Raw genomic sequence first — 25,963 nt, 5'->3', positions numbered from 1 at the left:
CCTGCCGGTGCTGTGGCTGACATGATCGCCGGCAGAGGATCGACTACTCTAGATTAGTGCGCGAAGTACTTAAAGAGGAATTCAATGACTGAGGTAACAGTGGCACCACCACTGCATGACGATCGCTACGGCCGAACCCGCAAGCCCAGGCGAGAGCTGAGCCGTCGGGCGAAGATCATCGCCGTCATCGTCCTCACTGCGGTGGTCGCCGTCATCGCTGTCTGGGCGTTCCGCCCGCAGACGAATCCCACAACACCGCGCACTCTTGACTATTCGGTTGTCGACGATTCTTCAACGCAAGTCAGCGTCGGAATATTTCCCGATCGGGAACGCGACGTGCACTGCATCGTCCAGGCGACGAATGAGCACGAAGCGGTCGTCGGCTTCACCGAGGTGACCGTTCCCGCCGATGCGAACGCCGACCCGAATTCGCCGAAGCGCCTCGACATCGATCTGGCCACGACTCAGTTGGCCGCCTCCGGTCACGTCGACAACTGCTGGTTCGAGTAGGTCTCTCTGGTCGTGCGGTTCGGCCGCCTGGTGAGAGCATCGGCGCCGATCGTCACGGGCTCCTTCGAATAGTTCTCGCACGGGAGCGTGTCTTGCCGCCGCGAGCCGCCGACTCGCGGCGGAGAACGTGATTGAACTCATCGTTTTTCTCTGCAGATGCGTTATACTGTAGTTTCATTCAACTTCCGGGCGTGCCCATACGCCCGGTTTTTTTCGTTGCCTGACACGCCCGTCAGTGCACCGACCGAAGAAGGAGAAGTCATGACCGAGGAAGTCACCCAGGAAGAGACATGGTTGACCCAGGAAGCCTTTGACCGCCTGTCGAAGGAACTCGAGCATCTCTCCGGACCGGGTCGTGCAGAGATTGCTGAGAAGATCGAAGCCGCCCGTGACGAGGGTGACTTGAAGGAGAACAGCGGCTACCACGCAGCGCGAGATGAGCAGGGCAAGCAGGAAGCACGCATCCGCCAGCTCGAGGTGCTGCTGCGCAACGCCAAGGTCGGCTCCAGCGACAGCGACGGCAAGACCGTGGCTCCCGGAACCGTCGTCACCGCAACCGTCGCCGGCAACAGCATGCGGTTCCTGCTGGGCAACCGCGAGATCGCCGGAGACTCCGATATCGACGTCTTTTCGGAGAAGTCGCCTCTCGGCGCCGCTGTCCTCGGTGTCAAGGCCGGAGACACGACCTCCTACGAGGCTCCGAACGGAAAGACCATCGAGGTCAAGGTCGACTCCGTCGAGGCCTTCACCGGCTGATTCTGAACTGAGAGAAGTGGGCGGGTGCGATCGCACCCGCCCACTTCTCTGTTCGCTCCGGCCCAGACGCCTCTCGCACGATCGCCCGGTCCGGACCTCAGTCTTCGGAGCCCTTGTCCGGTCCGTCAGATTCTGCCGCGTCGGTCGTGCCTGAGCCTGCGGCCCGGCTCTTCCCGGACTCTGCCGCGTCGGTCGAGCCGGAAGCTGATGCACGTTCGTCTTCTGCGGACTCGTGGACGGCATCGGTGAGCCGTTCCTTCGCCGTCTCCAGGACGGCGGTGGCCTCACGCTCCTCCGAGTCCTGCGGTGGGTCCTCCTCCGCGTCCTCGGTTTCACCACTGTTCGTCCGCACGATATAGCTGACGACGCTGTTGAGAACCGCCACCAACGGAACGGCGAAGAGAGCTCCGACGATGCCGAAGAGGAATCCGCCGCCGGTGACCGCGAGGATCACAGCCAGCGGATGGACGGACACGGCCTTGCCCATCAGGAAAGGCTGGAGGACCTGGCTTTCGATCTGCTGGACGGCGATGACCACGGCCAACATGATGACCGCGCTGACCAGTCCGTTCGAGACCAAAGCCACGAGCACGGCCACCGCACCGGAGGCGATGGCGCCGACGACGGGAACGAACGAAGTGAGGAAGACCAGCACGGTCATGGGGATGACCAGAGGGATCCCGAGGAACGCAGCGCCGATGCCGATGCCGATCGCGTCGACGGCGGCGACGAGGATCTGCACTCTCACGTACTGCACGAGGGTCGTCCACCCGCGCAGAGCGGCACCCGTGGCGACGGGGCGGGCAGGAACCGGAAGCAGATTCATCACCCATCTGAAGATCTTCTCTCCGTCATAGAGGAAGAAGAACGTCGCGAACAGGCAGACGGCCATGCCGGTGAGGAAGGTGCCCACCGACGAGGTGGCCTCAAGGGCGCCGCCGAGAAGCTGGCTGCTGTTGTTCTGGAAGAAGTTCGTCGCGGTCTTGATGGCTTCGTCGATATAGCTCGAGATCGTCGACGCATCGATGCCGAAGGGACTCGTGGCCAGCCAGCTGCTGATTCCGGACACACCGGCGATGACCTGTTTGACGAGGTCGGGCATACCGGAATAGATCTGCTGACCGACGAGGCCGAAGAGTCCGAGCACGACGATGATGAACCCGACGAAGGAGATCGCCGCGGCCCCGCCTCGAGGCACACTCTTCTTCCTCAGCCACCCGGTCAGGGGAGCCAGCAGCGCGGCCAGCAGCAGAGCGATGAGCACAGGCAGCACGACGCTGGAGATCTTCGACAGCAGCCACAGTGCCACACCGATCGCCACCAGAACGACGATCGACCGCCACGACCATGCCGCGGCGAGTTTGAGACCTGGGGCCACATAGGGTTTGGCCTCGGCTTCGATCCGGCTGAGCGCGATCTCCTCAGCACTGACTGCCTGCGACGGGGTCATTTCGGGTTCGGACTGGGAACGCGAGGATCCGCGTCCCCGCCGGAACGCCTCCCACGCCCCACGGAAACGGTTCGGAGGATGCTGCTGATCGTTTTCGGTCATGGCTCAACAATAGTTGTTGATGCACTGACAAAGGTGCAATGATGACGCCGGAGGAGGGAAAACAGTGGGAAGACGCTTGATCTATACGCTGGCGACCATGGGAGCCACAGTCGTCGGCGCCGGTGCCTCGGCCGCGGGCCTGCTCCGCCACCAGGCAGGATCGCTGCGTCGCTCCTTCGACGACGACAAGAATCGTCGCTGTTCCACCCTCACCGAGGCGATCGCCGCCCCACGTGATAACGACGATGACGACTCCGCGGCGCTGGCCATCATCGGCGACTCCTGGCTGTGCGGGGTCGACGTCGACCCGGAGCAGGCACCTCCCACTCTCATCGGCCGCGGCTTGGCACGAATGCTCGGCACCACTGTGCGGGTCCAGACCACCGCGCGGCCTTCGGCGCTGTCGGATGATCTGCATCGGCAGGTCGACGAAGTCCTGCGTTCCCCCTGGCTCTCCCGTCAGCTCTCGGACCGGTGGAGCGAAGACCGTCGGTTTGCGATCATCTCGATCGGCACCGGCGACATCATTCATCCGATCCAGGCGACCATCGGCGTTCCCGTGCTCAACCAGGCCATCAACAGGCTCCAGCGGGAGGGCCGATACAGCGTGTTCGTCCTCGTCTGCCCCAACCTCGGCGGTCTGCCCGGGCTGCGCGATCCGCTCAAGACGTCCCTGCGTCGGACCTCCCGGGTCCTCGCCGGTTCTCAGTGGCTGGCCGCTCTCGCCGCACGCGCGGTTCCGCTGCGATCGACGGGATCACTCAGCGGCACGACACGCCGGTCGCTGCTCAACGGCTCGGGTCGGTTCCCCAGCGAACTCGGCTATGCGCAGCTGTCCTCGACCCTGCTGTCCGCAATCGCCGAACGCATCGACGCTCCCGTCATCGTCGACCGCAGCCTCGATATCCCGGAGAAGGGTGAGACCGCCCGCCGCGACGAGCTCGTTCCCGGCGCTGAGGCTCAGTCTGTCGCCGAGGACGAATCGAGTGCCGATGCGCAGTCCGGTGCCGATACGCAGCCCGATGTCGAACAGCCTCCCGAACAGCCTGTGGCTGTCGAAGCAGGCGTCACGACGCAGGACGACACGCGCGACCAGGCTCCGAATCCGTCGGAGGCCGTCTCATGATCCCCGTGGTCCTCGCCTCACAGTCTCCTTCCCGTCGCCAGATCCTCCAAGCCGGCGGGATCGACCCGGTCATCATCGTCTCCGCGGTCGACGAACGCGCCATCGAGGACGAGTTCACCGGCTCCGTCGGCGATCTCACCACGGCGTTGTCGGAGGCCAAGGCCCATGCAGTCATCGACCGAATGATCGCTTCCACTCCCCCAGCTCTTCACGGCGCGGAGACCGTCGTCGTCATCGCCGGAGACTCCCTCCTCGAATTCGACGACCGAGCCATCGGCAAACCTGGTACGGCCGAACGCACTCGCGCTGTGTGGTCGGAGATCGCCGGACAGTGGACTCAGCTGCATTCGGGTCATACGGTCGCCGTGCTCACACGGACGCGGCACGCGATCGGCGCACCCGGTCGCCCGGCAGCTGACGACCGCACCGGCGCTGCCGAGAGAGCCGATCGCGGCGATTCAACGCGATTCGAACTCAGCGCTCTGCGCTCGAAGCGGTCGACGACCTCGGTGCTCATCGGCTCACCCAGTCCACAGGAGCTCGAGGCGTACATCGCCACCGAAGAGCCCTTCCAGGTGGCCGGGGCGCTGACGATCGACGGATTCGGCGGGGCCTTCGTCGACCGGCTCGACGGCGACCATCTCACCGTGCTCGGCCTCAGCCTGCCCGTGGTGCGCGAATTGGTCACCGATATGGGCCTGTTCTGGCCCGATCTGTGGGCTCTCGAGCGCTAGACTCGGTCCAGGTCCGATAGACACGCCCGAGCACATTGAAGTTCTCGTCCCAATTTTTTATCGCTGTTCTACAAACCCTTGGTGCTGTTCTCTAAATTGTTCTGTGATCATACAAAGGAGCACCATGACCACAGTCCTCCCCGACTCCACGACCTCGGATCTGAGCACCACTGTTCCGACCGGGGCCGTCCGCCGAGTCCTCATCGCCAACCGCGGTGAGATCGCTCTGCGCATCATCCGGGCCGCCCACGACCTCGGCATCAGGGCCGTCGCCGTGTACACCCGCGCCGATTCCGATGCCGACTTCGTCGAGCTCGCCGATGACGCGTGGCTGTTGGATGGTGCCGGGGCCGGGGAGACGTACCTCGACATCGAGAAGATCCTCGCTTTGGCCAAGCGCTCCGGTGCCGATGCCATCCATCCCGGCTACGGCTATATGGCCGAGAACGCGCAGTTCGCACAGGCCGTCATCGATGCCGGGCTGATCTGGGTCGGTCCTCCCCCGGCTGCGATCGAGCTGCTCGGAGACAAGTCGGGAGCCCGTGCCGTCGCCGAGGCCGTCGATGCTCCGGTCGCGCCCGGTTCCGATGGCGCCGTGGCCGATCTGACAGAGGCCGCCGAGGTGGCCGACCGGATCGGCTTCCCCGTCGTCGTCAAGGCCGTCCATGGGGGCGGCGGACGCGGTTTCCGTGCCTGTGCTTCCGCCGCGGACCTCGAGGCCGCCTATACTGCGGCGACCCGTGAGGCGCAGAGCGCCTTCGGTCGAGGTGAGTGCCTCATCGAGAAGCAGATCGTGCGTCCCCGTCACCTCGAGACCCAGTGTCTGGCCGATGCCCACGGCAATGTGCGGATCGTGTCGACGCGTGACTGCACTCTGCAGCGCCGCAATCAGAAGATCATCGAGGAGGCGCCCGCTCCGTTCCTCACTGCTGGGCAGGAGCGCATCGTCTCCGAGGCCTCGGCCCGTCTGCTCGCCCACGTCGGCTACGTCGGTGCCGCAACCTGTGAGTTCCTCCTCGGCGAAGACGGCACCATCATCTTCATGGAAGCCAACGCGCGCATCCAGGTCGAGCACACCGTCACCGAGGAGATCACCGGAGTCGACCTCGTCGGCTGGCAGGTGCGCATCGCCTCGGGTGAGGCTCTGCCCGATGAGTTCCCCGCCGTTCGCGGACACTCCTTCCAGTTCCGCATCAACGCCGAAGACCCAACGACGTTCTTCCCCGCCACCGGTGCGGTGAAGAACTACCGTGCGCCTTCGGGTCCCGGTGTGCGTCTGGACTCGGGCATCGGCGAAGGCAGTGTCGTCGGCACGGACTTCGATCCGATGATGGCCAAACTCGTCGTCACCGGTGCCACCCGTGACGAGGCTCTGGCCAGAGCCCGCCGGGCTCTGGCCGAATACCGCATCGAGGGAGTCTCGACGCTGCTGCCGCTGCATCGTGTGCTCGTCAACGAGCAGGCGTTCGCCACCGACTTCAAGGTCTGGACCAACTGGCTCGAAACCGCTTTCGTCAATCCGCTTGCCGATCCACAACTAGGAGAACAGATGAGTACTGCAGCCGACAGCTTCAGTGTTGTGGTCGAGGTCGATGGTCGCCGGATGACCGTTTCGGTCCCCAAGGACGTCATCTCCGACCTCGGTCATGTTCCCAGCCCCAGTGTGCCGCGGCGCAAGCGCGGGCTCAGCAGCCGCAAGGGTGCGAAGATCGCCGACGACTCGAACGCGGTCAACGCTCCCATGCAGGGCACCATCGTCTCGGTCGCCGTCAACCCCGGTGACACCGTCGAAGCCGGTGATACTCTCGCCGTCATCGAAGCGATGAAGATGGAGCAGCCGCTCAAGGCCGGTCACTCGGGCACCGTCTCCGAGGTGCTCGTCGATGCGGGTGCCTCGGTGAAGTCCGGTGAGGCGATCATCCGCTTCGCCGCCTGAGCCGAACTGCCGCCTGCCGCCGGTCGCTTCGCGCCGAACAGGAGCCGAGCTCATAGCCTTCCTGCCCGGGTCACCGTCGAAGATCGGTGATCCGGGCAGTGATGTATTCGGACTCGGCGTCATTGCCGGGGCATTCCAGACCCGCCACATAGGCGTCCTCGGCTTCGGCAGTGCGGCCGAGTTCGCCGAGGGTGATCGCCCTTGCGATGTGGTAGGGCCTGTGCCGCAGCAGCTGCGGCTTGTCGGCCAGCTCGTCCAGGGCGTTCATCGCCGCATCGGGCCCTGAGACCTTGCCGAGGGCGATCGCGGCATTGAGAGCGACGACCGGCGATGGGTCGAGGTCGGAGAGCATCCGATAGAGCGCGAGGATCTGCCTCCAGTCCGTGTCGGCGAACCTCGCGGCGTCGGCGTGCAGGGCTGCGATCGCCGCCTGGATGGTATACGCGCCGGCTCCCGGTTCTCCGGCGGCCGCATCGACGAGTCCGGTCCCCTCGGCGATGAGACGGGAATCCCACAGGCTGCGGTCCTGGTCAGCCAGCGGCACGGGCTGCCCGTCGGGCATCACCCGAGCGCGGTCGCGTGCCCGAGTGAGCAGGAGCAGAGCCAGCAGGCCACGAGCTTCGGTCTCCTCCGGCAGAAGACCGACCAGCAGTCTGGTCAGTCCGATCGACTCCTCCTGCAGATCCACGCGGGTATGGGTGGGGCCGGCGGTTGCATTCATCCCCTGGGTGAAGATGAGGGAGAGGACGCGAAGCACTCCGGGCAGCCGGTCGCTGAGCTCATCGGGTGAGGGGCGACCGAAGGGGATCCCGGTCTTGAGGATCCGCTGTTTGGCGCGGACGATCCGCTGCTGCATCGTCGCGGTCTCGACGAGGAAGCCGGCTGCCACCTCGGCGGTGGTCAGTCCCGAGAGGAAGCGCAGGATGAGGACGATGCGTTCGTCCTCGCGCAGGGTCGGGTGCGAGCAGGTGAAGAACAGTCCGAGACGTTCGTCGGGTATGTCCGCGGCGTCCATCTCCTCGCCGAGGCGCACTGCATGGTCGTCGTGGTCTCCCGGTCGCAGCTCGTCCTCGATGCGCAGTCGAGCGAGGTGCCGAGTGCGCACGTCGTCGGCGCGGATGAGATCGATGGCGCGGTTCTTCGCCGTGGCCATCAGCCATGCCTGCGGACGCTCCGGGACACCCCGACCCGGCCACGTCTCGACCGCGCGGAGCACGGCATCGTGGAGGGCCTCCTCGGCGAGGTCGAAGTCATGGAATCGGGTGACCAGCGAGGCGAGCAGCCGCCCGAAGTCCTCGGCGCCGATGGCGCTGAGGATACGGGCGGCCGCGTCATGATCGGGATCCATCAGTAGTCGGCCACCGGACGGATCTCGATGTGTCCGGATTTCGCTCCGGGGCTCTTCTTCGCCCAGGCGATCGCCTCGTCGATGTCGGCGACCTCGATGACGTAGCTGCCGCCGACGAACTCGTTGGATTCGGCGAACGGCCCGGAGGTGACGAGCGACTCGCCGCCTGATTCGCTGACCCGGACGCCGAGCTCGGGTCCCTCGAGGGCGAAGCCGCCGACGACGACCCCCGCCTCGCTGATCTCCTTGTCGAATGCCATGAACTCGCTGGGATCCGCGCCGCCGTCCTCACCGCAGTCGGGGTCCTCCGTGTGTCCCATGAGCAGAAGTGCGTACTTCATGTCGATCTCCTCCGTCGTTCCTCATGCCATGCCGGGCGGCCTGACACCATGATGACGGTCGAAGAGCGAGAAGATCGACAGCTGGGCAGAAACAATTCTCTGCGACCCCGAAGCTCCGAGCTGTCTCCGGGTTCAGAGGTGGCGGTGGAGCTTCCGTGCCGCCTCGGTCAGCGAACCGCTCACCGAGGGGTAGACGACGAAGGATGCGGAGAGCTGATCGACCGTGAGCCGGTTCTCCACGGCCATCGTGATCGGCAGGATGAGCTCGCTGGCCCGGGGGCCGACGACGACGCCGCCGAGGATGGAGCCGGACCCGCGGCGGGCGAAGATCTTGACGAAGCCGTCTTCGATGCCGAGCATCTTGGCACGCGGGTTCGTGTCCAACGGCAGCATCACGGTGTCGATGTCCGTCGGGTTCTCGCGGTAGTTCTGCTGAGTGAAGCCGACAGTGGCGATCTCGGGTGCGGTGAACACGTTCGAGGCGACATTGCGCAGCTTGAGCGGCTGCACGGCGTCGCCGAGCGCATGGTTCATCGCGATCCGACCCTGCATCGCAGCCACCGAGGCCAGAGGCAGCACACCGGTGCAGTCACCGGCCGCATAGATTCCGGCCCGTGAGGTCCGCGACACCCCGTCGACGACGATATGTCCGGATTCGCTGACCCGCACACCCGCCTTCTCGAGGCCGAGACCTTCGGTGTTCGGAATCGAACCGACGGCCATGAGGCAGTGAGATCCTTCGACGCGGCGACCGTCGGCGAGCACAACTTCGACTCCGTCGTCGGTGCGGGCCACCGAGGCGGCGCGCGAGCGGGAGAGGACGTTCATGCCCTTGTTGCGGAAGACGAATTCGAGCACATCTGCTGCGTCCTCGTCCTGGCCGGGCAGAACCTTCTCACGCGAGGACACCAGGGTGACCTCGGTGCCCACGGCGCGGTAGGCCGACGCGAACTCGGCACCGGTGACACCGGAGCCGACGACGATGAGGTGTTCGGGCAGCTCATCGAGGTCGTAGAGCTGGGTCCAGGTGAGGATGCGCTCACCGTCGGGCTGCGCGGTGGGCAGCTCACGCGGGTGCGCGCCGACGGAGAGCAGGATCGTCGAGGCTTCGAGCGTGTATTCGGTGCCGCCGGATTCGACGACGTGGACCTGGTCGCGACCGGCCAGAGTCGCCTTGCCCTGGATGGCTTTGACACCGGCGCGGATGAGGCCTTCGTAGATGTCGTTGGCCTGAGCGTCGGCCAGCGCCAGGATGCGCTTGTTAACCGCTTCGAGGTCGGCGGTGACACGGCGCGTGTCGGTTCCGTTGTCGTCGTCGCTCTCGATCCGGATCCCGAGCCCGTCGGAGCGTTCGATCTCATCCATCATCTCGGCCGTGGCGATGAGCGATTTCGACGGCACGACATCGGTGAGCACGGCGGAACCACCACACCGGTTCTGCTCGATGAGCATGACATCGGCACCGAGCTGAGCCGCGACGAGCGCGGCTTCGTAGCCGCCGGGGCCGCCGCCGATGATGACGACGCGATCTGCAGTGGAATCAAATTCAGTGTTCACACTCAGATTGTCTCAAATCGCCACGATGCTTGCGAACGGCCCCCGGAGCAGTGATCCGATCAGCTCGGATCGACCACCTCGGCGGTGTCCTTGTGCAGGTTCGACAGGTGCACATAGGACTGTGCGTTCTGCCGGACCTTCTCCACTCCCTCGTCGGTCATCTCTCGGCGCACCTTCGCGGGAACACCGGCGACCAGCGACCGAGCGGGGATCTGCGTGCCTTCGAGGACGACGGCGCCGGCGGCGATCAGGGACTCGCTGCCGACATGGGCGTCGTTGAGCACGGTGGAGTGCATTCCGATGAGCACATCGTCGTCGACGACGGCGCCGTGGACGAGAGCCTGGTGGCCGATCGAGACCCGGGCGCCGATCACGACGGGTTTGCCGGCGTCGGTGTGCATGACGGTGTTGTCCTGCACATTCGAATCCTCACCGATCGTGATCGGGGCGGCCTCGGCGCGCAGAACGCATCCGTAGAAGACGCTGGCGCCCTTCTTCACGTGCACATCTCCGACGAGGGTCGCCCCGGCTGCGACGAACGCCCCGGGATCGACCTGCGGGGTGTGGCCGCCGACGGAGACGATGCGGGGGCTGGCGAGATCGTTGGTCATGAGTCCTCCATTGGTTCACGAGATGTCTGCGTGCATTCACCTGCTGTCTGCATGTGCCTGCCAGTCTAAGCGGAGACGCTCCGGCAGGGCCGAAAGGACGAATCGCGGACCGATTTGCGCGATCGCCCTCATAGCAGGACAATGGGAAAAATTCTTGTCAGAAATTTCACACTGCCGGACCCTTGTGCGCCCAATTGCGTTATGTGAACCTTGACTGTGAGAGTTGCACGCCCGGAATTCGGGCGTGATCAACCGCGTTCACTGAATTCGTCGAAAGGTCACCATGGATTGGCGACACCGTGCAGCATGCCTCAATGAGGATCCGGAGCTCTTCTTCCCGATCGGCAACACCGGACCCGCGCTGCTCCAGATTGAGGAAGCAAAGACTGTCTGTCGCCGCTGTGAAGTTGCAGAGACCTGCCTTCAGTGGGCTCTCGAGTCCGGTCAGGATGCGGGAGTCTGGGGCGGTCTGAGCGAAGACGAGCGTCGCGCTCTCAAGCGTCGCGCCGCTCGCGCCCGCCGCGCCGGCTGAACCGCCGGCAGCCGGGGCGGCCAGTCCCCTGAACTGCCGAAGCTGTATCCGAACCATCGAAAGACACCTGCACCACCGCCTGAGTCCCTTGTCCCGACGGCGAATGATCGTCGTCAGAACAAGGGACTCAGTCGTATCCGCGCGTTGCCGATGCTCGGGCGATGACGGGCAGCGGTCGCGACGGCTCAGTCGATCGCATCGCCGGACGCACAGCCGGGCCGGTGGCGCTCAGTCGTAGGAGTCCGGACGCAGCGGCACGTCGAGGACGGCGACGGTTCCGCCGCCTTCTCGGGGCTGCCATTGGATCGAACCGGCCAGGTCGGCCGAGACCAAGGTGCGCACGATCTGCGTGCCGAGTCCATTGCCCGGGTTCTGCGTCTCCCCCAGCCCGATGCCGTCATCGGCGATCGTCACGCTCAGATGGTCTCCATCGCGTTCGGGAGTCACCCACACATGGCCGTTGAGCGTCTCCCCCGGTTCCAAGCCTTCGAGGTTCTCGGTGGGGAATCCGTGCTCGATCGCATTCGTTATCAGCTCCGTGATCGCCAGGGCCAAGGAGGTGGCATCGGCGGAGGAGATGGTGCCGAAGCTTCCGCATCGTTTGAGTTCGATGTGCACCAGTGGGCTGGTCAGCTCGGGTGTCAGACGCAGACCCTTGTCGACGACTTCGTCGAAGTCCACTTCCGATTCGACGCCTTGGCTGAGCACATCGTGGACCACGGCGATGATCGAGACTCGGCGCATCGCCTCGGTCAGGGCGCTCTTGGCCTCGGGACTGTCGATGCGACGGGTCTGCAGTCGCAGCAGGGCAGAGACGGTCTGCAGGTTGTTCTTCACCCTGTGGTGCATCTCTTTGATCATCGCGTCGCGGGAGAGCAGCTCCCGTTTGCGGCGGCGGATCTCGGAGACGTCGCGAGCGAGCACGATCGCACCGATCCGCTCCCCCTCATCCGTCAGCGGGATCGCTCGCAGGGACACACTCGTGCGCCCGACTTCGAGTTCGGTCCGCCACGGAGCACGTCCCGTGAGTACCAGCGGGAGAGTCTCGTCGACCTGACGCAGCTCGGCGCCGAGGCTCGAGACCACCTCGGAGAGGTAGCTGCCTTCGATCTCTCCGCCGTAGCCGAGACGATGCATCAGCGATACGGCGTTCGGAGAGGCATATTGGACATGCGAATCGCGATCGAGGATGAAGATGCCGTCACCGACCCGCGGTTCGCCGTGCCGGGCTCCGGACGGGGCGTCACGGTCGGGGAAGGTGCCCTGCACGATCATCCGCATCAGCGCCATCGCCGTTTCGCGGTAGAACTTCTCCAGCCGCGATGACCCTCTGCGGCGGACCTCTTCCGAGTACCTGACGACGAGGGCGATGGCCTCACCATTGCGGAGGATCGGCACCGTCTCGGCGAGGATGTCGACATCGGAGGATCCGGCGCTGATGCCCATTTCGTGGGCCGCTGCGACGTGGGTGACATAGCTGCGGGTGGTGCTGGCCTGGTCGAGCAGCTCCTTCTCCAGGCCGGTCGCTCGAGCCCCGATCAGGTCCCGGTTGAACAGTGTCGCCCCGGTCGTCGATCGCGCATGGGCGAGCACCGTGTAGGCACCGCTGAGCGACGGCACCCACAGGACGAGGTCGGCGAACGAGAGATCGGCCAGCAGCTGCCAGTCCCCGACGAGCAGATGGATGCGTTCGACGTCTGACTCATCCGTGAGGCCCTCGGCCGCCAGCAGTTCGTTGAGCACGATTCGTTCCTCCCAGGTGAGATCAGCAGACCCGGGTTCCCCTCGGATCTGCTGAAAAGTCGATGTTCAGACGCTACCACTTAATCGGCGTGCGGACGGACCCGGCGGCGCCGTCCGACCGGTCCCGGCTGACTCGCCGAACACGGACGACGACCCGATCGCGACCGCGACCTGAGTCGGCTCAGCTGTTGTGTTCGCTTTCCCAGGTCGAGGAGCGGACCATCGACCGCAGCGAGCGCAGCAGCACCGACAGCGGCGCCTGGGTGACGGTGTCGAGTCCGAGGATCGTCTCCGTCGTCTCGAGCACCCGGCCCACGACCGTCTCGTTGCGTTCGAGCCATTCGGCCAGCCGCTGCTTCGCCCGCTCGTCCGGGGTGCCGGAGATCGGCGAATCCGTGGCGGCCAGGACCGTTCCGGTCACCGACAGGATCGCCGCGTAGTACTCGTCACGCATGGATCCGCGGGCCAGAGCCGACCACCGGTCGCTGCGGTCGAGTTCGCCGATGAGGGTGAGGATCTGCGAACCGGAGAAGCGTTCGTTCACCGCGTAGTAGACCTCTGCGACATCCTCGGCGGATTCGTTCGCGCGGGCCGCCAGCTGGGTGATGTCCAGCAGCACGAACTCATCGAGCAGAGCCGCGGACCGCCATGCGAGTTCGCTCGGGACACCTTCGTCGATGTAGCTCTGAGCCTTCGCCTGCATGGTCTCCGCGTCGTAGCCGTCGACGAGTTCCGGGACCCTGGAGCGCAGAGCCTCGACGACCTTGCCGTACATCTCGATGCCGGAATCGACGTCGAGGCTGTCCGGCGCCTGCTGCACGAGCCAGCGTGAGGAACGGTCGAGCACACGCACATAGTCGTGCTGGAGCTTCACCTGCACCTCGGTCGGCACCTGGTTGTCCAGGGCGCACACCGATGCGAAGAAGTCGTCGAGACCGAAGATCTCCGAGACCACGACGAATACGCGCGCGATCTGCGGCACCGAGGCCGGGGTCTCCTCCAGCATCCGGTAGATGTAGGTCAGTCCGCCGCGGTCGACGAGGCGGTTGACGAGCTTCGCCGTCGCGATCTCCCGGTGCAGCGGGTGTTCGGGGATGAGCTCCCCATATTTCTCCTGCAGTGTCTCCGGGAAGTAGGACACGAGTTCCCGACGCATCCACGTCTCATCGGGCACGGCGCTGTCGAGGATCTCATCGGCGGCGTGCATCTTCACATAGGCCAGCAGCACGGCGAGTTCTGGTGACACGTAGTAGCTGAATTCGCGTTTGGCCAGTTCGTCCGCGTTCGGCAGGAACTCGACGCCACGATCGAGGTCGGCGTGCTTCTCCAGGTAGTTCAGCATCCGACCGTAGGTGCCGGACATCGATTCGGTCTGGGCTCTGGCCTCACCGAGGACGACGTTCTGCGAATAGTTGTTCGCCAGCACTCGATCGGCGACCTGATCGGTGAACGAGTGGAGCACCTGTTCACGCTCTTCGGCGGCGAAGGCACCCTTGTGCAGCAGGGTGCGCAGGAGCAGTTTGATGTTGACCTCGTGGTCGGAACTGTCGACGCCGGCCGAGTTGTCGACGGCATCGGTGTTGATCTCGACGCCGCCCAGCGCAGCCTCGACGCGTCCCAGCTGGGTGACACCGAGGTTGCCGCCCTCGCCGACGACCCGTGCCCGGACCTCGGCGCCGTCGATCCGGATGGCGTCGTTGGATTTGTCGCCGACATCGGCGTGGCTCTCATTCGAGGACTTGATGTACGTGCCGATGCCGCCGTTGTAGAGGAGGTCGACAGGAGCCCTGAGGATTTCGGACATGAGGTCGGCGGGGCTGCGACGGCCGGGTTGGACTCCGAGCACCGAGGCGGCCTCAGGGCTGAGGTCGATCGACTTCGCCGAACGGGAGAAGACTCCGCCGCCGGCGGAGATGAGCTCCCGATCGTAGTCCTGCCAGCTCGAGCGAGGCAGGTCGAAGAGCCTCTGGCGTTCGACGAAGCTGCGTGCGGCATCGGGGTTCGGGTCGATGAAGATGTCCCGATGGTCGAAGGCCGCGACGAGACGGATGTGCTCGCTGCGCAGCATTCCGTTGCCGAACACGTCGCCGCTCATATCGCCGATGCCCACCACTGTGAAGTCCTCGGCGGCGGTGTTGAGGCCGAGTTCGCGGAAGTGCCGTTCGACGGATTTCCATGCTCCGCGGGAGGTGATGGCCATCTTCTTGTGGTCGTAGCCGACCGATCCGCCGGAGGCGAAGGCGTCGCCGAGCCAGAATCCGCGACGTTCGGCGATCGCATTGGCCACATCGGAGAAGCGTGCGGTGCCCTTGTCGGCGGCGACGACGAGGTAGTAGTCGTCACCGTCGTGGCGGACGACACGGTCGGGGTGGACGACCACGCTGGAGTCGTCGCTGCCGTAGGTGAGGTCGTCCGAGACCTCGAGCATGCTTTCGATGAACACCTCGTAGGCGGCCTGACCGGCAGCCATCCAGGCGTCCCGATCGCTCATCGGCGGCAGCTGCTTGGGGAAGAACCCGCCCTTGGCGCCGGTGGGCACGATGAGGGCGTTCTTGACCATCTGCGCCTTGACGAGGCCGAGGACCTCGGTGCGGAAATCGTCACGACGATCCGACCAGCGCAGTCCGCCGCGCGCAACGGTGCCGAAGCGCAGATGGACGCCTTCGACCTGCGGGGAGTACACCCACATCTCGAGAGCCGGCTTCGGCTTCGGCACGAAGCTGAGCTCATCGGGCCGGATCTTGAGCACCAGCGCCGTCGGCAGGGCACCGGATTCGTCGATGTAGTAGTTCGTGCGCAGGGTCGCTCGCAGCAGCTCGAGAGAGGAGCGCAGCACACGGTCGGCGTCGAGGCTGGCCACCTCGGTGAGCGAGGATTCGATGGATTCGTCGATCTCGGTCATCGCGGCTTCACGCTCGACCTCGTCGACGTCCGGATCGAACTTGGCGACGAAGTAGTCGACGAGCAGCGTCGAGATCTGCGGGTTGTCGCTGTAGACCTCACCGACGTAGGCATCCGAATAGGTGAAGCCGGCTTGACGCAGATACTTGCCCAATGCGCGGATGATCGTCACATGCTGCCAGGAGAGTCCGGCGACGACGAGGCGGTCGAAGACTCCCGCCTCCTTCTTGCCCTGCCAGCCGGCCATAAAGGCTTCGGAGATGCGGTCGTAGTCGTCATCGGCCAATTCTTCGGAGAAGCTGAGCCCGAAGTCGTAGATGAAGCGGTGCGAACCGTCGGCGAGGTCGAGTTCGTGGGGGCGTTCGTCGACGACGTCGGCGCCGAATGCCGTGAGGAAGGGCAGGACTTCGGACAGGCTGACCCGGTCGTGGCGGTAGAGGACGAGTCGGACGGAAGCGTCCGTGTTCTGCTCGGGACGGTAGAGGCGCACTGCCGGACCGTGACCGGCATCGAGGGCCTCGAACCGAGCGACGTCGGCGACCGCCTCGGCGGGGGTGTGGTGTTCGCCGTAGCTGGGAGGGAACGCCTTCGACCACAGGTCGGCCCGGGCGTGCGAGGCTCCGGTGTCGCCGGTTTCGGCGGGGACGAGGAACGCGTGGACGTCTTCGGACCAGGAGCGAACGGCTCCCACGATGCGGGCCTCGACCTCATCGGCGCCGATCTGCGGCAGTTCGGAGTCACGGGCGACGCGGGCGACGAAGTGGATGCGGGCCAGCGCCGATTCGCTCAGCAGCACATCGAAGTCGACGCTTTCGGCGTTGTAGAACGTGCGCAGCACTTCCTGCACGCGCACACGGGCGTCGGTGTTGTAGAGGTCGCGCGGCAGGTAGAGGATGACGGAGACGAAGCGCTGGTAGGGGTCGGTGCGGACGAACACGCGGGATTCCCGGCGTTCCTGCATGTCGACGATCTCCATGACGACGTCATAGATCTCCTCGGTGTCCTCGTGCAGGAGGTCTTCGCGCGGGTAGTTCTCCAGGACTCCGAGGAGTTCGTTGGCCGAATGGGATCCGGCGGGGAAGCCGCTGGCGGAGAGGATCTTCGCGACCTTCCGGTCGATCACCGGGATATTGAGGACGCTGTCGTTGTAGAACTCGGGTTTGAACACGCCGACGAAACGGCGTTCGCCGACGATCTCACCGTCTGCGTCGAAGGTCTTCACGCCGATGTAGTCCATGAAGGAGGACCGGATGACGCGGGAGCGGGAGTTCGCCTTCGTCAGCACCAGCACATGCGGTTCCAGCGCCTTGTCGGCGACAGCCCGGCTGAGCGGGGACTTCACGAGGGGGCGCAGGGCGGAGATGCCCATCGAGGTGTCTTCGATGGGTTCGAGGCTGCTGTGTTCGGCATCGTGGGTGTAGTCGTACTCGCGGTAGCCGAGGAAGGTGAAGTGACCGTCGAGCCAGGTGAGCAGGGCGGCGGCGGATTCGGCTTCCGAAGTCAGCTCCGGGCGCGGAGCGTGTGCGCTCAGCTCGGCGGCGATGTCTTTGGCCTTCGCCGCCATCGCCTGGGCGTCGCGGGCTGCCGCTGCCACATAGTCGAGGACTCCGCGCAGGCGCTCTTCGAGTGCGGCGAAGTCGCTTTCGGAGATGCGGTCGATCTCGAGGCGGATCCAGGACTGCTGCTGTGGGGTCCCGTCCGCGCCACCGGCAGGGGCTTCGGAGACGGTCGGGATGCTCGCCGTCTCCGCACTGAGCGCGGGGGCCTCGGCTGGGGAGAGGATCTTCTCTCCTGGGCCGGTTCCGGTGACGGTGATGATCGGGTGATGGACGCGACGGATCGCTCTGCCGTTCGCGGCGAGGTCGCTGACGATCGACGACACGAGGTGCGGCATATCAGCCAGGACGATGGCGATGACCGTGTGGTTGTCGCGGAACTCCGGGGAGTCGACACTCGGGTTGTAGATCGTGATCGCCGGTGTCTGACCGTCGTATTCGGTTCCGAGGGCGAAGTGACGGGCCGCCGCTGCTGCGTGGGCCTCAGGGTCGCTGGCCCCTGTTTCGAACCGCGGATAGTACGCGTCGAGGAAGTTCTCGGGGGCGGATTGTCCCCTCTGCCTCCTCCACTCTTCTGCAACGTTCGAAATTGAGACCTGAGTCACTGTGTCACCTCTATGATCAACGAGCATTCGTCCGGCGATTCGACATCGAATCGTCACTGCCCACACTATGCCCAAATATCGAGAAAGGCACGCCGAGCGGCATACGGTGGTGTACCGTTCATTCGCTGGCAGACTGGAGCTATGCGAACTCTGACCCTCAATCATGAATATGCGGTTGATCTGTCGACATTCCTGGCCAAACTCGCCGATCCCGGTATCTGGGAGAAGCTCGGCTCCGAAGCCAGTGCCGAACATCTGGACCCCGACACCGAGATGACCGTGCGGACTCCGATGCCCAAGTCCGAACTTCCTGCGGCTCTGGCCTCCAGGCTTCCGAAGAACACCGTGCTGGTCGAGGTGTACATGATTCCCGGCGATGTCCTCGCCGATGAGGCCGAGATCCGCATGACCGCGCGCGCCGCAGGCGTCCCCGTCGAGATCGATGCGGTCCTCGAGCTGAGCGAATCAGGCTCAGAGACGAAGCTGGCCGCCCACGCCGAGATCAGCTCATCGATTCCGATGTTCGGAGCGATGATCGAACAGGCCGTGGTTCCGATCCTGGAGAAGCGACTGCGCGACCGGCTGCGCCGCTTCGAATCCGCCTGAGCCCGACGGTCGGCGAAGCCGATCGAACCGCCGTCGAGTCAGCCCTCGTCGCCAAGCAGCTGCGCCAGCTCCGAGGAGTCGTACCACAGCAGATCGGAAGCGCCGAGGCGGTCCTCGGCTGTGCTCGGGCCCGTCTCCTCAGCCAGTCGCACCGCGTCGTCCCAGACGACGTCTTCGTCGAGGTGGAAGCTTGCGACCCGGGTCATATCGACATCGGCGACGGTGATGAGTTCGAAGCCTGCGGTCAGCGGTTCTGCCGGGCTGGACTCGGGGGCGTCATAGGCCACGATGACGCGGCGCTCGGGGGCCGCCTCGGTGCCGGCATCGGTCTCAGCGGGAGCGAAGACCGCATTCGCGGCCAGCGCGGCGGCGATGCACATGGCATCGAATTCAGCGGTTTCGAACTCCTCGCCCCGCAGGCTGCGCCCCTGCGCATCGGGGGCGACGGCGCGGACGTCGGTGAGTGCCGAACGCAGCGCGGTCAGAGTGGTGGGAATGTAGCAGCGAATGGCCATGCCCCTCATCCTAGTCCCGCGGTCCGCTCCCCTGGCTCACCCGCACCTTCCGTCCGCGCCGACCGGCGCCGAGACGCTCGCGTCCCCCGCTGGATCTGCGGGAGCGGCGGCGGCCCGGCAGGAGCTCGTCGACCATTCCGGCGAGGTCGCCGACGAGGACGGACCGGGGATTCTGTTCGTGCAGGGTGTGGCCGGCGAGCATCGCGGCATCTGCGGTGGAGCGGTCGTCGCTGAGCATGAAGTCCGGGGTGATGCGGACGAATCGTTCGAGGACTTCTCTGATCCGCGTCTCGGCGGGGTGACCGACCGCGCTCGACCGCACCTTCGTGATCACCAGCCGCAGCTTCTCACGCACCGCCTCCGCCCGGGGTGTGCCGAGGAGTTTGACCAGCCGCTGCAGTCCGATCGGCTCCCCCGCTGCGAGGACGAGGACGATATCGGCCGCTTCAAGGGCGGCACGGGTGGCGCAGTGCCGGTCATAGAAGGGGTCGGCGAGGTCATCATCGGGATCGATGCGGTCGCTGACGTCGACGATGACGACGTCGTAGACCTTCGCCAGGCGCTGCAGCACCGTTTCGAGCACGGAGGCCCGGATCTCCGGCCACCGCTCCGGCCGCGTCAGCCCGGTGACGACGTGGAAGTTCTCGCGGATCGTCGCATGCGGCACCGAATACGGGTCGAGATTCCCCGCCGGGTCCGTCTGTGACCGGCACAGGCTGGCCAGGTGTGAGGATTCCTCTGTCAGTCCCAGGGTGGATGCGACCATCCCGGAGACGGTGTCGGCGTCGACGACGACGCTGCGTCGGCCCTGGCGCGAGGCCTGATCGGCGAGGTTGACGGCAGTGAGGGTGCGTCCCGGCGACGAGCCGGTCCCCCAGACCGTGATGACCACTCCCGCTCCGCCGACCGCACCCGGAGGCGTCGTCGGGCGCGGCGGGACCACGGTGGCGGCCCGGATGTCCTCGATGGCGGCGGCCATCGTCGTCGCATCCGCAACCGTCGAGACGACGGAGGTGACGCCGACGGCCTCGAGGACGTGCGCATCATCGCCGAAGCCGAGCACCTTCGCTCCGGACGCCGTGATCGCGTTGACCACCTCGGCGTCGAGGCCGGGGAAGTACCGTCCGATGATGACCACGTCGGCGCCGCCTGTGCGGCAGTGTGCCAGCAGCTCCACCTCGTCGGCAGGGCGGGCGACGATCGTGACGTCGTCGATCTCGCTGAGCAGCTCGAAGAGGATGAGATCGTACTCGAAGTCGACGGCGAGCAGGACCTGTGTCATCACTGCCCGCTGTCGTCGGCAGGAACGGACGGGGCGCCGACGACGGAGAGCACGCTGCGTCCGTCGAGGGCCGCGAGCACCCCGGGCAGGTCGCCGGAGCCGACGAACACTTCGATGCGGGCGCCGTCGCCTGCCCCGAAGCTGCCGACGTCTCGGTTGATGTGGGCGACCGGAGCGGAATCGACGATCTGCTCGGGCGGTGTCCCGTCGTCGTCGAGACCGTTCTGCTCCGGTTGGGCCCAGACGTCGACGAGACTGCCCGAGTCGAGGACGCTCGGGACGGAACCGGCGATGTCGATGGCCACGACCCGCCCCTCGAGTTCGGACAGGGGCGCCACCGCCGAGGCGGCCAGCAGCTCCCCCGCTGCGACGACGCTGCGCACGCTCGTGTTCGTCGGCAGCTCGGCATCGGCCGAGAGGTACTTCTTGCCGAGATCGGCGAGGTTGACCTCGGCGACGGTGAGGTCGGCCGGCTTGAGGACTTCACCGGGGACGAGGGCGCGTGTACTCGCCCAGACCCGGGTGGTCGAGTTCGCCGAGGTGACGAGCAGATAGGTTCCGACGACCGCGAGGACGACGAGCATCGCTCCGACCAGGAGCCGTGCATCGGTCCAGCGGGGGCGTCGGATTCGTTTCGAGAGCTCCATTGCATCTCCAGATTCGCAGAAGTTTCACTGACAGAAACCGTTCCTCAGTGATAATATTGGACATCAAATGATGCCAAAGCAATGTTTTTGGCAAAACGCACCAACAAGCAGATGGACATCTGGAGGCAGATGGACATTTGGAATGGGAGAAGTCACCTCATGGCCGTCGAAAGTCGCTTCCTGCCGCTGACCGATGTGGCCGAGCTGCTCAATGTCTCTATCGCTCAGGCTCGGGCACTGGTCCGCTCGGGCGATCTCCGCGCCATCAAGGTCGGCGGGCGCGGCCAGTGGCGAGTCGAGAAGTCCGAGATCGAAGCCTATATCCAGCGCATGTACGAGCGCACCGAGTACCAGATCAAGACCGGGTCCATCGAGGACTGACCCTCTCGCTTCGACTCTGATCTCCATCACTCCCGGCTCACTCGAAGGGATCCGTGTGGGCATGGATGGCGCTGATCACCGCGAAGGGGATGACCCGGCCGGCGATCTCGACATAGTCGGCACCGACGAGATCGCATCGTCCTCGGATCCCGCCGAAGCGGTCGGCCACGTCGATCGTCACCTCTTCATGAGCGGCTGACCAGCGGCGCAGCGCGGACCCCATCCCCAAACGCTCGAGCCCACCGGCTTCGAATCGGTGCACTCTCGAGGGCAGTCTGAGCCCGCGAACGGCCCTGATCGCAATGGCGGAGACCTCAGCCCCGGCGACGACGACGATGTCGCGACCGAGGAAGCGCACCACTCCGGTCACGTCACGGTCGGGAATAGTGACCTGCACCGTTGACCCCACTGCTCCGCGCAGCCGTTCGAGCAGGGTCCTTTCGGCGGCCTGGCCGGCGACCTCATCACCGAACTCACCTCTCCGGGCGTGCGCCTGTGCCGCTGAGTCGGCGGCTTCGATATCCGCCAGAAGTGCGTCGATGCGATCGTCCATAATCGCTAAGCCTGCCCCAGCTGTAGTCCACTTTCAAGACTTGAAACGACGGCGCCTCGAACTACAGTCATGTAGTTAGAGTGGATCCATTGACATCAAATTACATCTAACGGCATCATTATGTTCAATATCCAATGGAGGATGTCTAGATGTATCTCTTGATTGCATGTGCGGGTTCATGGCTGGTTCTGCTCGGTTCGTTCTTCACCGCTTGGACACAGTTGCCCCAGCCACGGACGACCAGCGACATCGTCGTCATCGTCATCATCGGCGCGGCAGCACTCATGTTCGCTCGGCTCGGCCTCGTCTCTCTGCTGGCGCTGCTGCTGCGCGTTCTCCCGTCAGGTCGGCTTCGGGCGAGGCTTGCAGGACTGGTCGTGAAGGTGATGCCGCGGATTCTGGCGTCGAGCGTTCTTGCCATCGTCTCTGCCGGCCTGGTCGTTCACTCCGCTCAGGCGGCACCGGTCGGACCACCCGGGCCCGACACATCTCCGACGGAGGCGTCGGCCGCCCCTGCCGATCCCGGATGGCCGACGGTCGACGATGACGGCCGGGGCGAGGACTCCCCTGACCGAGCGGAGCAGACCGATGGTGCAGGGTCGCCAGCGGGATCCGAGTCACCAGATCGAGCACAGCTGCCCGACCCCGGATGGCCCACCGAACCGCCGTCGGGCGATGTGCCTTCATCACCACCGGGTGACCGAGGCGCGGACAGGTCCGGAGACTCAGCTCAGGATGACGAATCCGACCACGGTGGGAGACCGGATGAGCCCGGTGACGGCGCCGACGCCTCTGTGCCCGCAGGTTCCCGATCCTCCGCACATGTTGTGACTCAGGGCGAGAGCCTGTGGTCGATCGCGGCCGAGCTGACCGACGCTCCTGAAGAGATTCCGCAGCTCGTCGCTGACATCTATACCGCCAACGAGGACACCATCGGACCCGATCCGAGCCTCATCATTGCAGGTCAGAGATTGGAGATCCAGACATGACCGCCCCGCTCACCCTCACCCGACCGCAGGCTCCGACGCCGCCCCGGCGACAAGTCGCTCCGCTGTCCACGGCACAGTCTCCTCGACGGGTCAGCAAGCAGATCCGGGGCCAGGACATCGCAGACGATCGCGCGCGGATCGCGGCCACGGCCACCTCGTTGGCGGTTGCCTGCCTCGAGGTCCTCTCCGGGGTCAGGCGCAGCGAGACGATCGCCCGCTGGGTCGAACCGGAGCTGCTGGCGAAGATCGATCACCGCTGTCAATTGCGCGCCGAGGTGGCTCCGCAGCGGACGACCGTGCCCGGCGCCCGCACGGTACAGCCGGGAACGGCACATGTGTGCCAAATCAGCCCCGAGATCGCCGAGGTCACGGTCATCGTCGCCGCCGCAAACCGCGTCCGGGCGGTAGCAGTCCGCTTGGAACTGCTCACCACCCGGTGGACGCTGACTGCTCTGCAGACGATGTGAGCAGCCGAGGGCCCTGTGTCAGTTCTTCGCCTTCTTCTTCGCGCGACGTTCAGCGCGATTGGCCGGGGCCGGGTCGTCCTCGTCCTCGGTTTCGGAGACCGAGGAGGAACCGGACTCGGACGGGGCCGACAGCTGCATCTTCGGAGTCTTGTGACGCAGCTCCTCAGCATCGACCTCGACCTCGGGCTCGCCATCGTCGGAGCCCGCCGATGAGGTCACCTGGACCTGCAGTGTGTTGGTCAGGCGGACGACGTCCTCCTTGATCCCATCCTGCATGGTCTTGAACATGTCGAAGCCCTCACGCTGGTATTCGACCAGCGGGTCCTTCTGGGCCATGGCGCGCAGTCCGATCCCGTTCTTCAGATAGTCCATCTCATAGAGGTGTTCGCGCCAGCGCTTGTCGATGACGGAGAGGACGACGCGGCGTTCGAGTTCGCGGGTGGCTTCCTCACCGAGTTCCTCTTCGCGCTGGGAGTAGAACACGGCGAGATCGGACTGGATCTCCTGGTTGAGGCGGTTCTTCGAGAGGTTGCCGAGTCCGCCGAGCTCCTCGGCGAGGTCTTCGGAGGTGATCGACGGTGAGTAGATCTTTCCGAGGGCCTCGAAGAGCTCGTCGATCTGCCAGTCCTCGACCGGTCCCGTGGTCGCTTCGGCAACGTAGGCGTCGATGACCTCCTCACGGAACTTCGCGACCTGCTCCTCGAGGTCGGCCCCGTCGAGGACGCTGCGGCGCTCGTTGTAGATGACAGTGCGCTGCCGATTGAGCACGTCATCGTATTTGAGGACGTTCTTGCGCTGTTCGGCGTTGCGCTGTTCGATCTGGGACTGAGCCGACAGGATGGCCCGGGAGACCATCTTCGATTCCAGCGGCACGTCATCGGGAACATTGGCGGTGGCCATGATCCTCTCGGCGGCACCGGAGCCGAACAGGCGCATCAGATCGTCGGTCAGGGACAGATAGAAGCGACTCTCCCCCGGGTCGCCCTGGCGCCCCGAACGACCGCGGAGCTGATTATCGATGCGCCTGGATTCGTGCCGTTCCGTGCCGAGCACGTAGAGCCCGCCGAGCTCGACGACCTCTTCGGCCTCTTCCTTGACCTTGTCCTCGGCCGCTTTCAGCACCGCCGACCATTCGGACTCGTACTGATCCTCATTCTCGGCCGGGTCGAGACCGCGACGTTCCATTTCCGCGACCGCGAGGAACTCGGCGTTGCCGCCGAGCATGATGTCGGTACCGCGGCCGGCCATGTTCGTTGCCACGGTGACCGAGCTCTTGCGTCCGGCCATCGCGACGATCGAGGCCTCACGGGCGTGGTTCTTCGCATTGAGGACCTCATGCTTGACGCCGCGTTTGGCCAGGTGCTTCGACAGGTATTCGCTCTTCTCGACGCTGGTCGTGCCGACGAGGACCGGCTGTCCGGTCTCATGGCGTTCGACGATGTCGTCGACGACGGCGTCGAATTTCGCGACCTCGTTCTTGTAGACGAAGTCGGACTGGTCGGCGCGCTGCATCGGCTTGTTCGTCGGAATCGGGACGACGCCGAGCTTGTAGGTGGACATGAATTCCGCGGCCTCGGTCTCGGCCGTACCGGTCATGCCGGAGAGCTTCTCGTAGAGACGGAAGAAGTTCTGCAGGGTGATCGTCGCCAGGGTCTGGTTCTCGGCCTGGACCTTCACCCCTTCCTTCGCCTCGATGGCCTGGTGCAGGCCTTCGTTGTAGCGGCGGCCCTTGAGCACACGACCGGTGTGCTCGTCGACGATGAGGACCTCGCCGTCGAGGACGACGTAGTCCTTGTCCTTCTTGAACAGCTCCTTGGCGCGGATGGAGTTGTTGAGGAAGCTGATGAGCGGGGTGTTCTCCGCATCGTAGAGGTTGCCGATGCCCAGGTAGTCCTCGACGCGTTCGATGCCGGGTTCGAGGACGCCGACGGTGCGCTTCTTCTCGTCGACCTCATAGTCGCGGTCGGTCTTCAGCCGCTTGACGACCTTGGCGAATTCGCCGTACCAGCGGTTCGCATCGCCTTCGGCAGGACCGGAGATGATGAGCGGGGTACGTGCCTCGTCGATGAGGATCGAGTCGACCTCATCGACGATGGCGAAGGAGTGTCCGCGCTGCACGAGTTCGTCGGCCGACCACGCCATGTTGTCGCGCAGGTAGTCGAAGCCGAATTCGTTGTTCGTGCCGTAGGTGATGTCCGCGGCGTACTGTTTGCGACGCAGATCCGAGGGCATGTTCGCCTGGATGCAGCCGGTCTCCATGCCGAGGAAGCGGAACACGCGTCCCATCAGTTCGGACTGGTAGGTGGCCAGATAGTCGTTGACCGTGATGATGTGGACCGGATTGCCGGTGAGAGCGTTGAGATAAGCCGGTGCCGTGGCGACCAGGGTCTTGCCCTCACCGGTCTTCATCTCTGCGATGTTGCCCAGGTGCAGGGCGGCGCCGCCCATGAGCTGAACGTCGAAGTGCCGCAGACCCAAGGTCCGGCTCGATGCTTCGCGCACGGCGGCGAAGGCTTCGGGAAGCAGGGAGTCGAGGCTCTCTCCGTCCTTGTAGCGCTCCTTGAACCGGCCGGTTTCCTCCCGCAGTTCGGTGTCTGTCATCTCGCTGAACTCATCGGACAGCTGGTTGATGGCATCCGTGTATCGGCGGAGCTTCTTCAGAGTTCTGCCTTCACCTGTGCGCAGAAGCTTCTCGAGGAAATTAGCCACTTTTCT

At 65.1% G+C, this 25,963-nt stretch carries 22 protein-coding genes; 10 read left to right on the top strand and 12 right to left on the bottom strand.

Annotated features, from left to right (window positions below; all coding sequences use genetic code 11):
* The first annotated feature begins 84 nt into the window (after positions 1-84).
* Together FHG09_RS11910 and greA are read left to right on the top strand one after the other, a co-directional pair.
* The gene (locus tag FHG09_RS11910) at positions 85-510 is read left to right on the top strand and encodes a DUF4307 domain-containing protein (RefSeq protein WP_152347874.1); all 426 of its coding nucleotides are present in this window, start codon (positions 85-87) and stop codon (positions 508-510) included.
* A gap of 261 nt (positions 511-771) precedes the next feature.
* Positions 772-1,266, top strand: coding sequence for a transcription elongation factor GreA (gene greA, locus FHG09_RS11905; protein ID WP_152347873.1), 495 nt, complete (start codon positions 772-774; stop codon positions 1,264-1,266).
* 97 nt (positions 1,267-1,363) lie between these two features.
* Here greA and FHG09_RS11900 read toward each other — a convergent pair whose 3' ends face one another.
* Positions 1,364-2,818: an AI-2E family transporter gene (locus FHG09_RS11900; RefSeq protein WP_152347872.1), complete on the bottom strand. Its 1,455-nt coding sequence runs from the start codon at positions 2,816-2,818 to the stop codon at positions 1,364-1,366.
* A gap of 64 nt (positions 2,819-2,882) precedes the next feature.
* Here FHG09_RS11900 and FHG09_RS11895 point away from each other — a divergent pair, with 64 nt between their 5' ends.
* From FHG09_RS11895 to FHG09_RS11885, 3 genes are all read left to right on the top strand, one after another.
* Complete coding sequence (locus FHG09_RS11895) at positions 2,883-3,944, top strand: SGNH/GDSL hydrolase family protein (protein ID WP_227492730.1); 1,062 nt, start codon at positions 2,883-2,885, stop codon at positions 3,942-3,944.
* Entirely contained in the window at positions 3,941-4,678 is a 738-nt protein-coding gene (locus FHG09_RS11890; protein WP_152347871.1) for a Maf family protein, read from the top strand. Before FHG09_RS11895 ends, FHG09_RS11890 begins: the two co-directional genes overlap by 4 nt.
* Positions 4,679-4,802: 124 nt before the next feature.
* Positions 4,803-6,614 carry an acetyl/propionyl/methylcrotonyl-CoA carboxylase subunit alpha gene (locus tag FHG09_RS11885; protein ID WP_152347870.1) on the top strand — a complete coding sequence of 604 codons (1,812 nt, stop codon included), beginning with the start codon at positions 4,803-4,805 and terminating at the stop codon, positions 6,612-6,614.
* Between the two features lie 70 nt (positions 6,615-6,684).
* Here the strand turns inward: FHG09_RS11885 and FHG09_RS11880 are convergent, their stop codons facing one another.
* The 4 genes from FHG09_RS11880 to FHG09_RS11865 all read right to left on the bottom strand — a co-directional run bounded on the left by FHG09_RS11880 (position 6,685) and on the right by FHG09_RS11865 (position 10,471).
* Entirely contained in the window at positions 6,685-7,962 is a 1,278-nt protein-coding gene (locus FHG09_RS11880) for an RNA polymerase sigma factor (protein ID WP_152347869.1), read from the bottom strand.
* On the bottom strand, positions 7,962-8,303 hold the full coding sequence (locus FHG09_RS11875) for a YciI family protein (RefSeq protein WP_152347868.1): 342 nt from the start codon (positions 8,301-8,303) through the stop codon (positions 7,962-7,964). Before FHG09_RS11875 ends, FHG09_RS11880 begins: the two co-directional genes overlap by 1 nt.
* 132 nt (positions 8,304-8,435) lie before the next feature.
* On the bottom strand, positions 8,436-9,860 hold the full coding sequence (locus tag FHG09_RS11870) for an NAD(P)H-quinone dehydrogenase (protein ID WP_152347867.1): 1,425 nt from the start codon (positions 9,858-9,860) through the stop codon (positions 8,436-8,438).
* 59 nt (positions 9,861-9,919) lie between these two features.
* On the bottom strand, positions 9,920-10,471 hold the full coding sequence (locus FHG09_RS11865) for a gamma carbonic anhydrase family protein (protein WP_152347866.1): 552 nt from the start codon (positions 10,469-10,471) through the stop codon (positions 9,920-9,922).
* A 283-nt stretch (positions 10,472-10,754) separates the two neighbouring features.
* Between FHG09_RS11865 and FHG09_RS11860 the strand changes: the two genes are divergently transcribed.
* On the top strand, positions 10,755-11,003 hold the full coding sequence (locus FHG09_RS11860; protein WP_009374875.1) for a WhiB family transcriptional regulator: 249 nt from the start codon (positions 10,755-10,757) through the stop codon (positions 11,001-11,003).
* 228 nt (positions 11,004-11,231) lie between these two features.
* Here the strand turns inward: FHG09_RS11860 and FHG09_RS11855 are convergent, their stop codons facing one another.
* Entirely contained in the window at positions 11,232-12,746 is a 1,515-nt protein-coding gene (locus tag FHG09_RS11855) for a sensor histidine kinase (RefSeq protein WP_152347865.1), read from the bottom strand.
* Positions 12,747-12,927: 181 nt separating this feature from the next.
* Positions 12,928-17,808, bottom strand: coding sequence for an NAD-glutamate dehydrogenase (locus tag FHG09_RS11850; protein ID WP_227492729.1), 4,881 nt, complete (start codon positions 17,806-17,808; stop codon positions 12,928-12,930).
* Positions 17,809-17,949: 141 nt separating this feature from the next.
* Between FHG09_RS11850 and FHG09_RS11845 the strand changes: the two genes are divergently transcribed.
* The gene (locus tag FHG09_RS11845) at positions 17,950-18,414 is read left to right on the top strand and encodes a DUF2505 domain-containing protein (protein WP_152347863.1); all 465 of its coding nucleotides are present in this window, start codon (positions 17,950-17,952) and stop codon (positions 18,412-18,414) included.
* A 38-nt stretch (positions 18,415-18,452) separates the two neighbouring features.
* Here the strand turns inward: FHG09_RS11845 and FHG09_RS11840 are convergent, their stop codons facing one another.
* Genes FHG09_RS11840 through FHG09_RS11830 form a run of 3 tightly spaced genes read right to left on the bottom strand, consistent with a single transcriptional unit; the run spans position 18,453 to position 20,858 of the window.
* Positions 18,453-18,929 carry a DUF6912 family protein gene (locus tag FHG09_RS11840; protein WP_152347862.1) on the bottom strand — a complete coding sequence of 159 codons (477 nt, stop codon included), beginning with the start codon at positions 18,927-18,929 and terminating at the stop codon, positions 18,453-18,455.
* A gap of 10 nt (positions 18,930-18,939) precedes the next feature.
* Positions 18,940-20,211: an AAA family ATPase gene (locus tag FHG09_RS11835; RefSeq protein WP_152347861.1), complete on the bottom strand. Its 1,272-nt coding sequence runs from the start codon at positions 20,209-20,211 to the stop codon at positions 18,940-18,942.
* Complete coding sequence (locus tag FHG09_RS11830) at positions 20,211-20,858, bottom strand: SAF domain-containing protein (protein WP_152347860.1); 648 nt, start codon at positions 20,856-20,858, stop codon at positions 20,211-20,213. Before FHG09_RS11830 ends, FHG09_RS11835 begins: the two co-directional genes overlap by 1 nt.
* Positions 20,859-21,017: 159 nt before the next feature.
* Between FHG09_RS11830 and FHG09_RS11825 the strand changes: the two genes are divergently transcribed.
* Entirely contained in the window at positions 21,018-21,239 is a 222-nt protein-coding gene (locus FHG09_RS11825; RefSeq protein WP_025780784.1) for a helix-turn-helix domain-containing protein, read from the top strand.
* Between the two features lie 37 nt (positions 21,240-21,276).
* On the opposite strand, the gene FHG09_RS11820 is transcribed toward FHG09_RS11825, so the two are convergent.
* Complete coding sequence (locus FHG09_RS11820; RefSeq protein ID WP_152347859.1) at positions 21,277-21,792, bottom strand: hypothetical protein; 516 nt, start codon at positions 21,790-21,792, stop codon at positions 21,277-21,279.
* A gap of 149 nt (positions 21,793-21,941) precedes the next feature.
* Between FHG09_RS11820 and FHG09_RS11815 the strand changes: the two genes are divergently transcribed.
* A complete protein-coding gene (locus FHG09_RS11815; protein WP_152347858.1) occupies positions 21,942-22,781 on the top strand; it encodes a LysM peptidoglycan-binding domain-containing protein in 840 nt (279 codons plus the stop codon).
* Positions 22,778-23,248, top strand: coding sequence for an Rv3235 family protein (locus FHG09_RS11810; protein WP_152347857.1), 471 nt, complete (start codon positions 22,778-22,780; stop codon positions 23,246-23,248). Before FHG09_RS11815 ends, FHG09_RS11810 begins: the two co-directional genes overlap by 4 nt.
* Positions 23,249-23,266: 18 nt before the next feature.
* On the opposite strand, the gene secA is transcribed toward FHG09_RS11810, so the two are convergent.
* Positions 23,267-25,957, bottom strand: a complete 2,691-nt coding sequence (secA, locus tag FHG09_RS11805) for a preprotein translocase subunit SecA (protein ID WP_152347856.1) — start codon at positions 25,955-25,957, stop codon at positions 23,267-23,269.
* Positions 25,958-25,963 lie beyond the last annotated feature (6 nt).

This window comes from Brevibacterium sp. CFH 10365, from assembly GCF_009299785.1.
Taxonomy (GTDB): Bacteria; Actinomycetota; Actinomycetes; order Actinomycetales; family Brevibacteriaceae; genus Brevibacterium; species Brevibacterium limosum.
The sequence above is the reverse complement of the archived record's forward strand: the minus strand, read 5'-3'. Positions and strand labels throughout refer to the sequence as shown.

What these genes read in the sequence shown, in the direction of transcription:
- FHG09_RS11900 (WP_152347872.1), bottom strand. Translation starts at nt 2,818, where the DNA reads ATGACCGAAAACGATCAGCAGCATCCTCCGAACCGTTTCCGTGGGGCG.
- FHG09_RS11845 (WP_152347863.1), top strand. Translation starts at nt 17,950, where the DNA reads ATGCGAACTCTGACCCTCAATCATGAATATGCGGTTGATCTGTCGACA.
- FHG09_RS11860 (WP_009374875.1), top strand. Translation starts at nt 10,755, where the DNA reads ATGGATTGGCGACACCGTGCAGCATGCCTCAATGAGGATCCGGAGCTC.
- FHG09_RS11840 (WP_152347862.1), bottom strand. Translation starts at nt 18,929, where the DNA reads ATGGCCATTCGCTGCTACATTCCCACCACTCTGACCGCGCTGCGTTCG.
- FHG09_RS11890 (WP_152347871.1), top strand. Translation starts at nt 3,941, where the DNA reads ATGATCCCCGTGGTCCTCGCCTCACAGTCTCCTTCCCGTCGCCAGATC.
- FHG09_RS11810 (WP_152347857.1), top strand. Translation starts at nt 22,778, where the DNA reads ATGACCGCCCCGCTCACCCTCACCCGACCGCAGGCTCCGACGCCGCCC.
- FHG09_RS11825 (WP_025780784.1), top strand. Translation starts at nt 21,018, where the DNA reads ATGGCCGTCGAAAGTCGCTTCCTGCCGCTGACCGATGTGGCCGAGCTG.
- FHG09_RS11815 (WP_152347858.1), top strand. Translation starts at nt 21,942, where the DNA reads ATGTATCTCTTGATTGCATGTGCGGGTTCATGGCTGGTTCTGCTCGGT.
- FHG09_RS11835 (WP_152347861.1), bottom strand. Translation starts at nt 20,211, where the DNA reads ATGACACAGGTCCTGCTCGCCGTCGACTTCGAGTACGATCTCATCCTC.
- FHG09_RS11875 (WP_152347868.1), bottom strand. Translation starts at nt 8,303, where the DNA reads ATGAAGTACGCACTTCTGCTCATGGGACACACGGAGGACCCCGACTGC.
- FHG09_RS11830 (WP_152347860.1), bottom strand. Translation starts at nt 20,858, where the DNA reads ATGGAGCTCTCGAAACGAATCCGACGCCCCCGCTGGACCGATGCACGG.
- greA (WP_152347873.1), top strand. Translation starts at nt 772, where the DNA reads ATGACCGAGGAAGTCACCCAGGAAGAGACATGGTTGACCCAGGAAGCC.
- FHG09_RS11865 (WP_152347866.1), bottom strand. Translation starts at nt 10,471, where the DNA reads ATGACCAACGATCTCGCCAGCCCCCGCATCGTCTCCGTCGGCGGCCAC.
- FHG09_RS11880 (WP_152347869.1), bottom strand. Translation starts at nt 7,962, where the DNA reads ATGGATCCCGATCATGACGCGGCCGCCCGTATCCTCAGCGCCATCGGC.
- FHG09_RS11910 (WP_152347874.1), top strand. Translation starts at nt 85, where the DNA reads ATGACTGAGGTAACAGTGGCACCACCACTGCATGACGATCGCTACGGC.
- FHG09_RS11820 (WP_152347859.1), bottom strand. Translation starts at nt 21,792, where the DNA reads ATGGACGATCGCATCGACGCACTTCTGGCGGATATCGAAGCCGCCGAC.
- FHG09_RS11885 (WP_152347870.1), top strand. Translation starts at nt 4,803, where the DNA reads ATGACCACAGTCCTCCCCGACTCCACGACCTCGGATCTGAGCACCACT.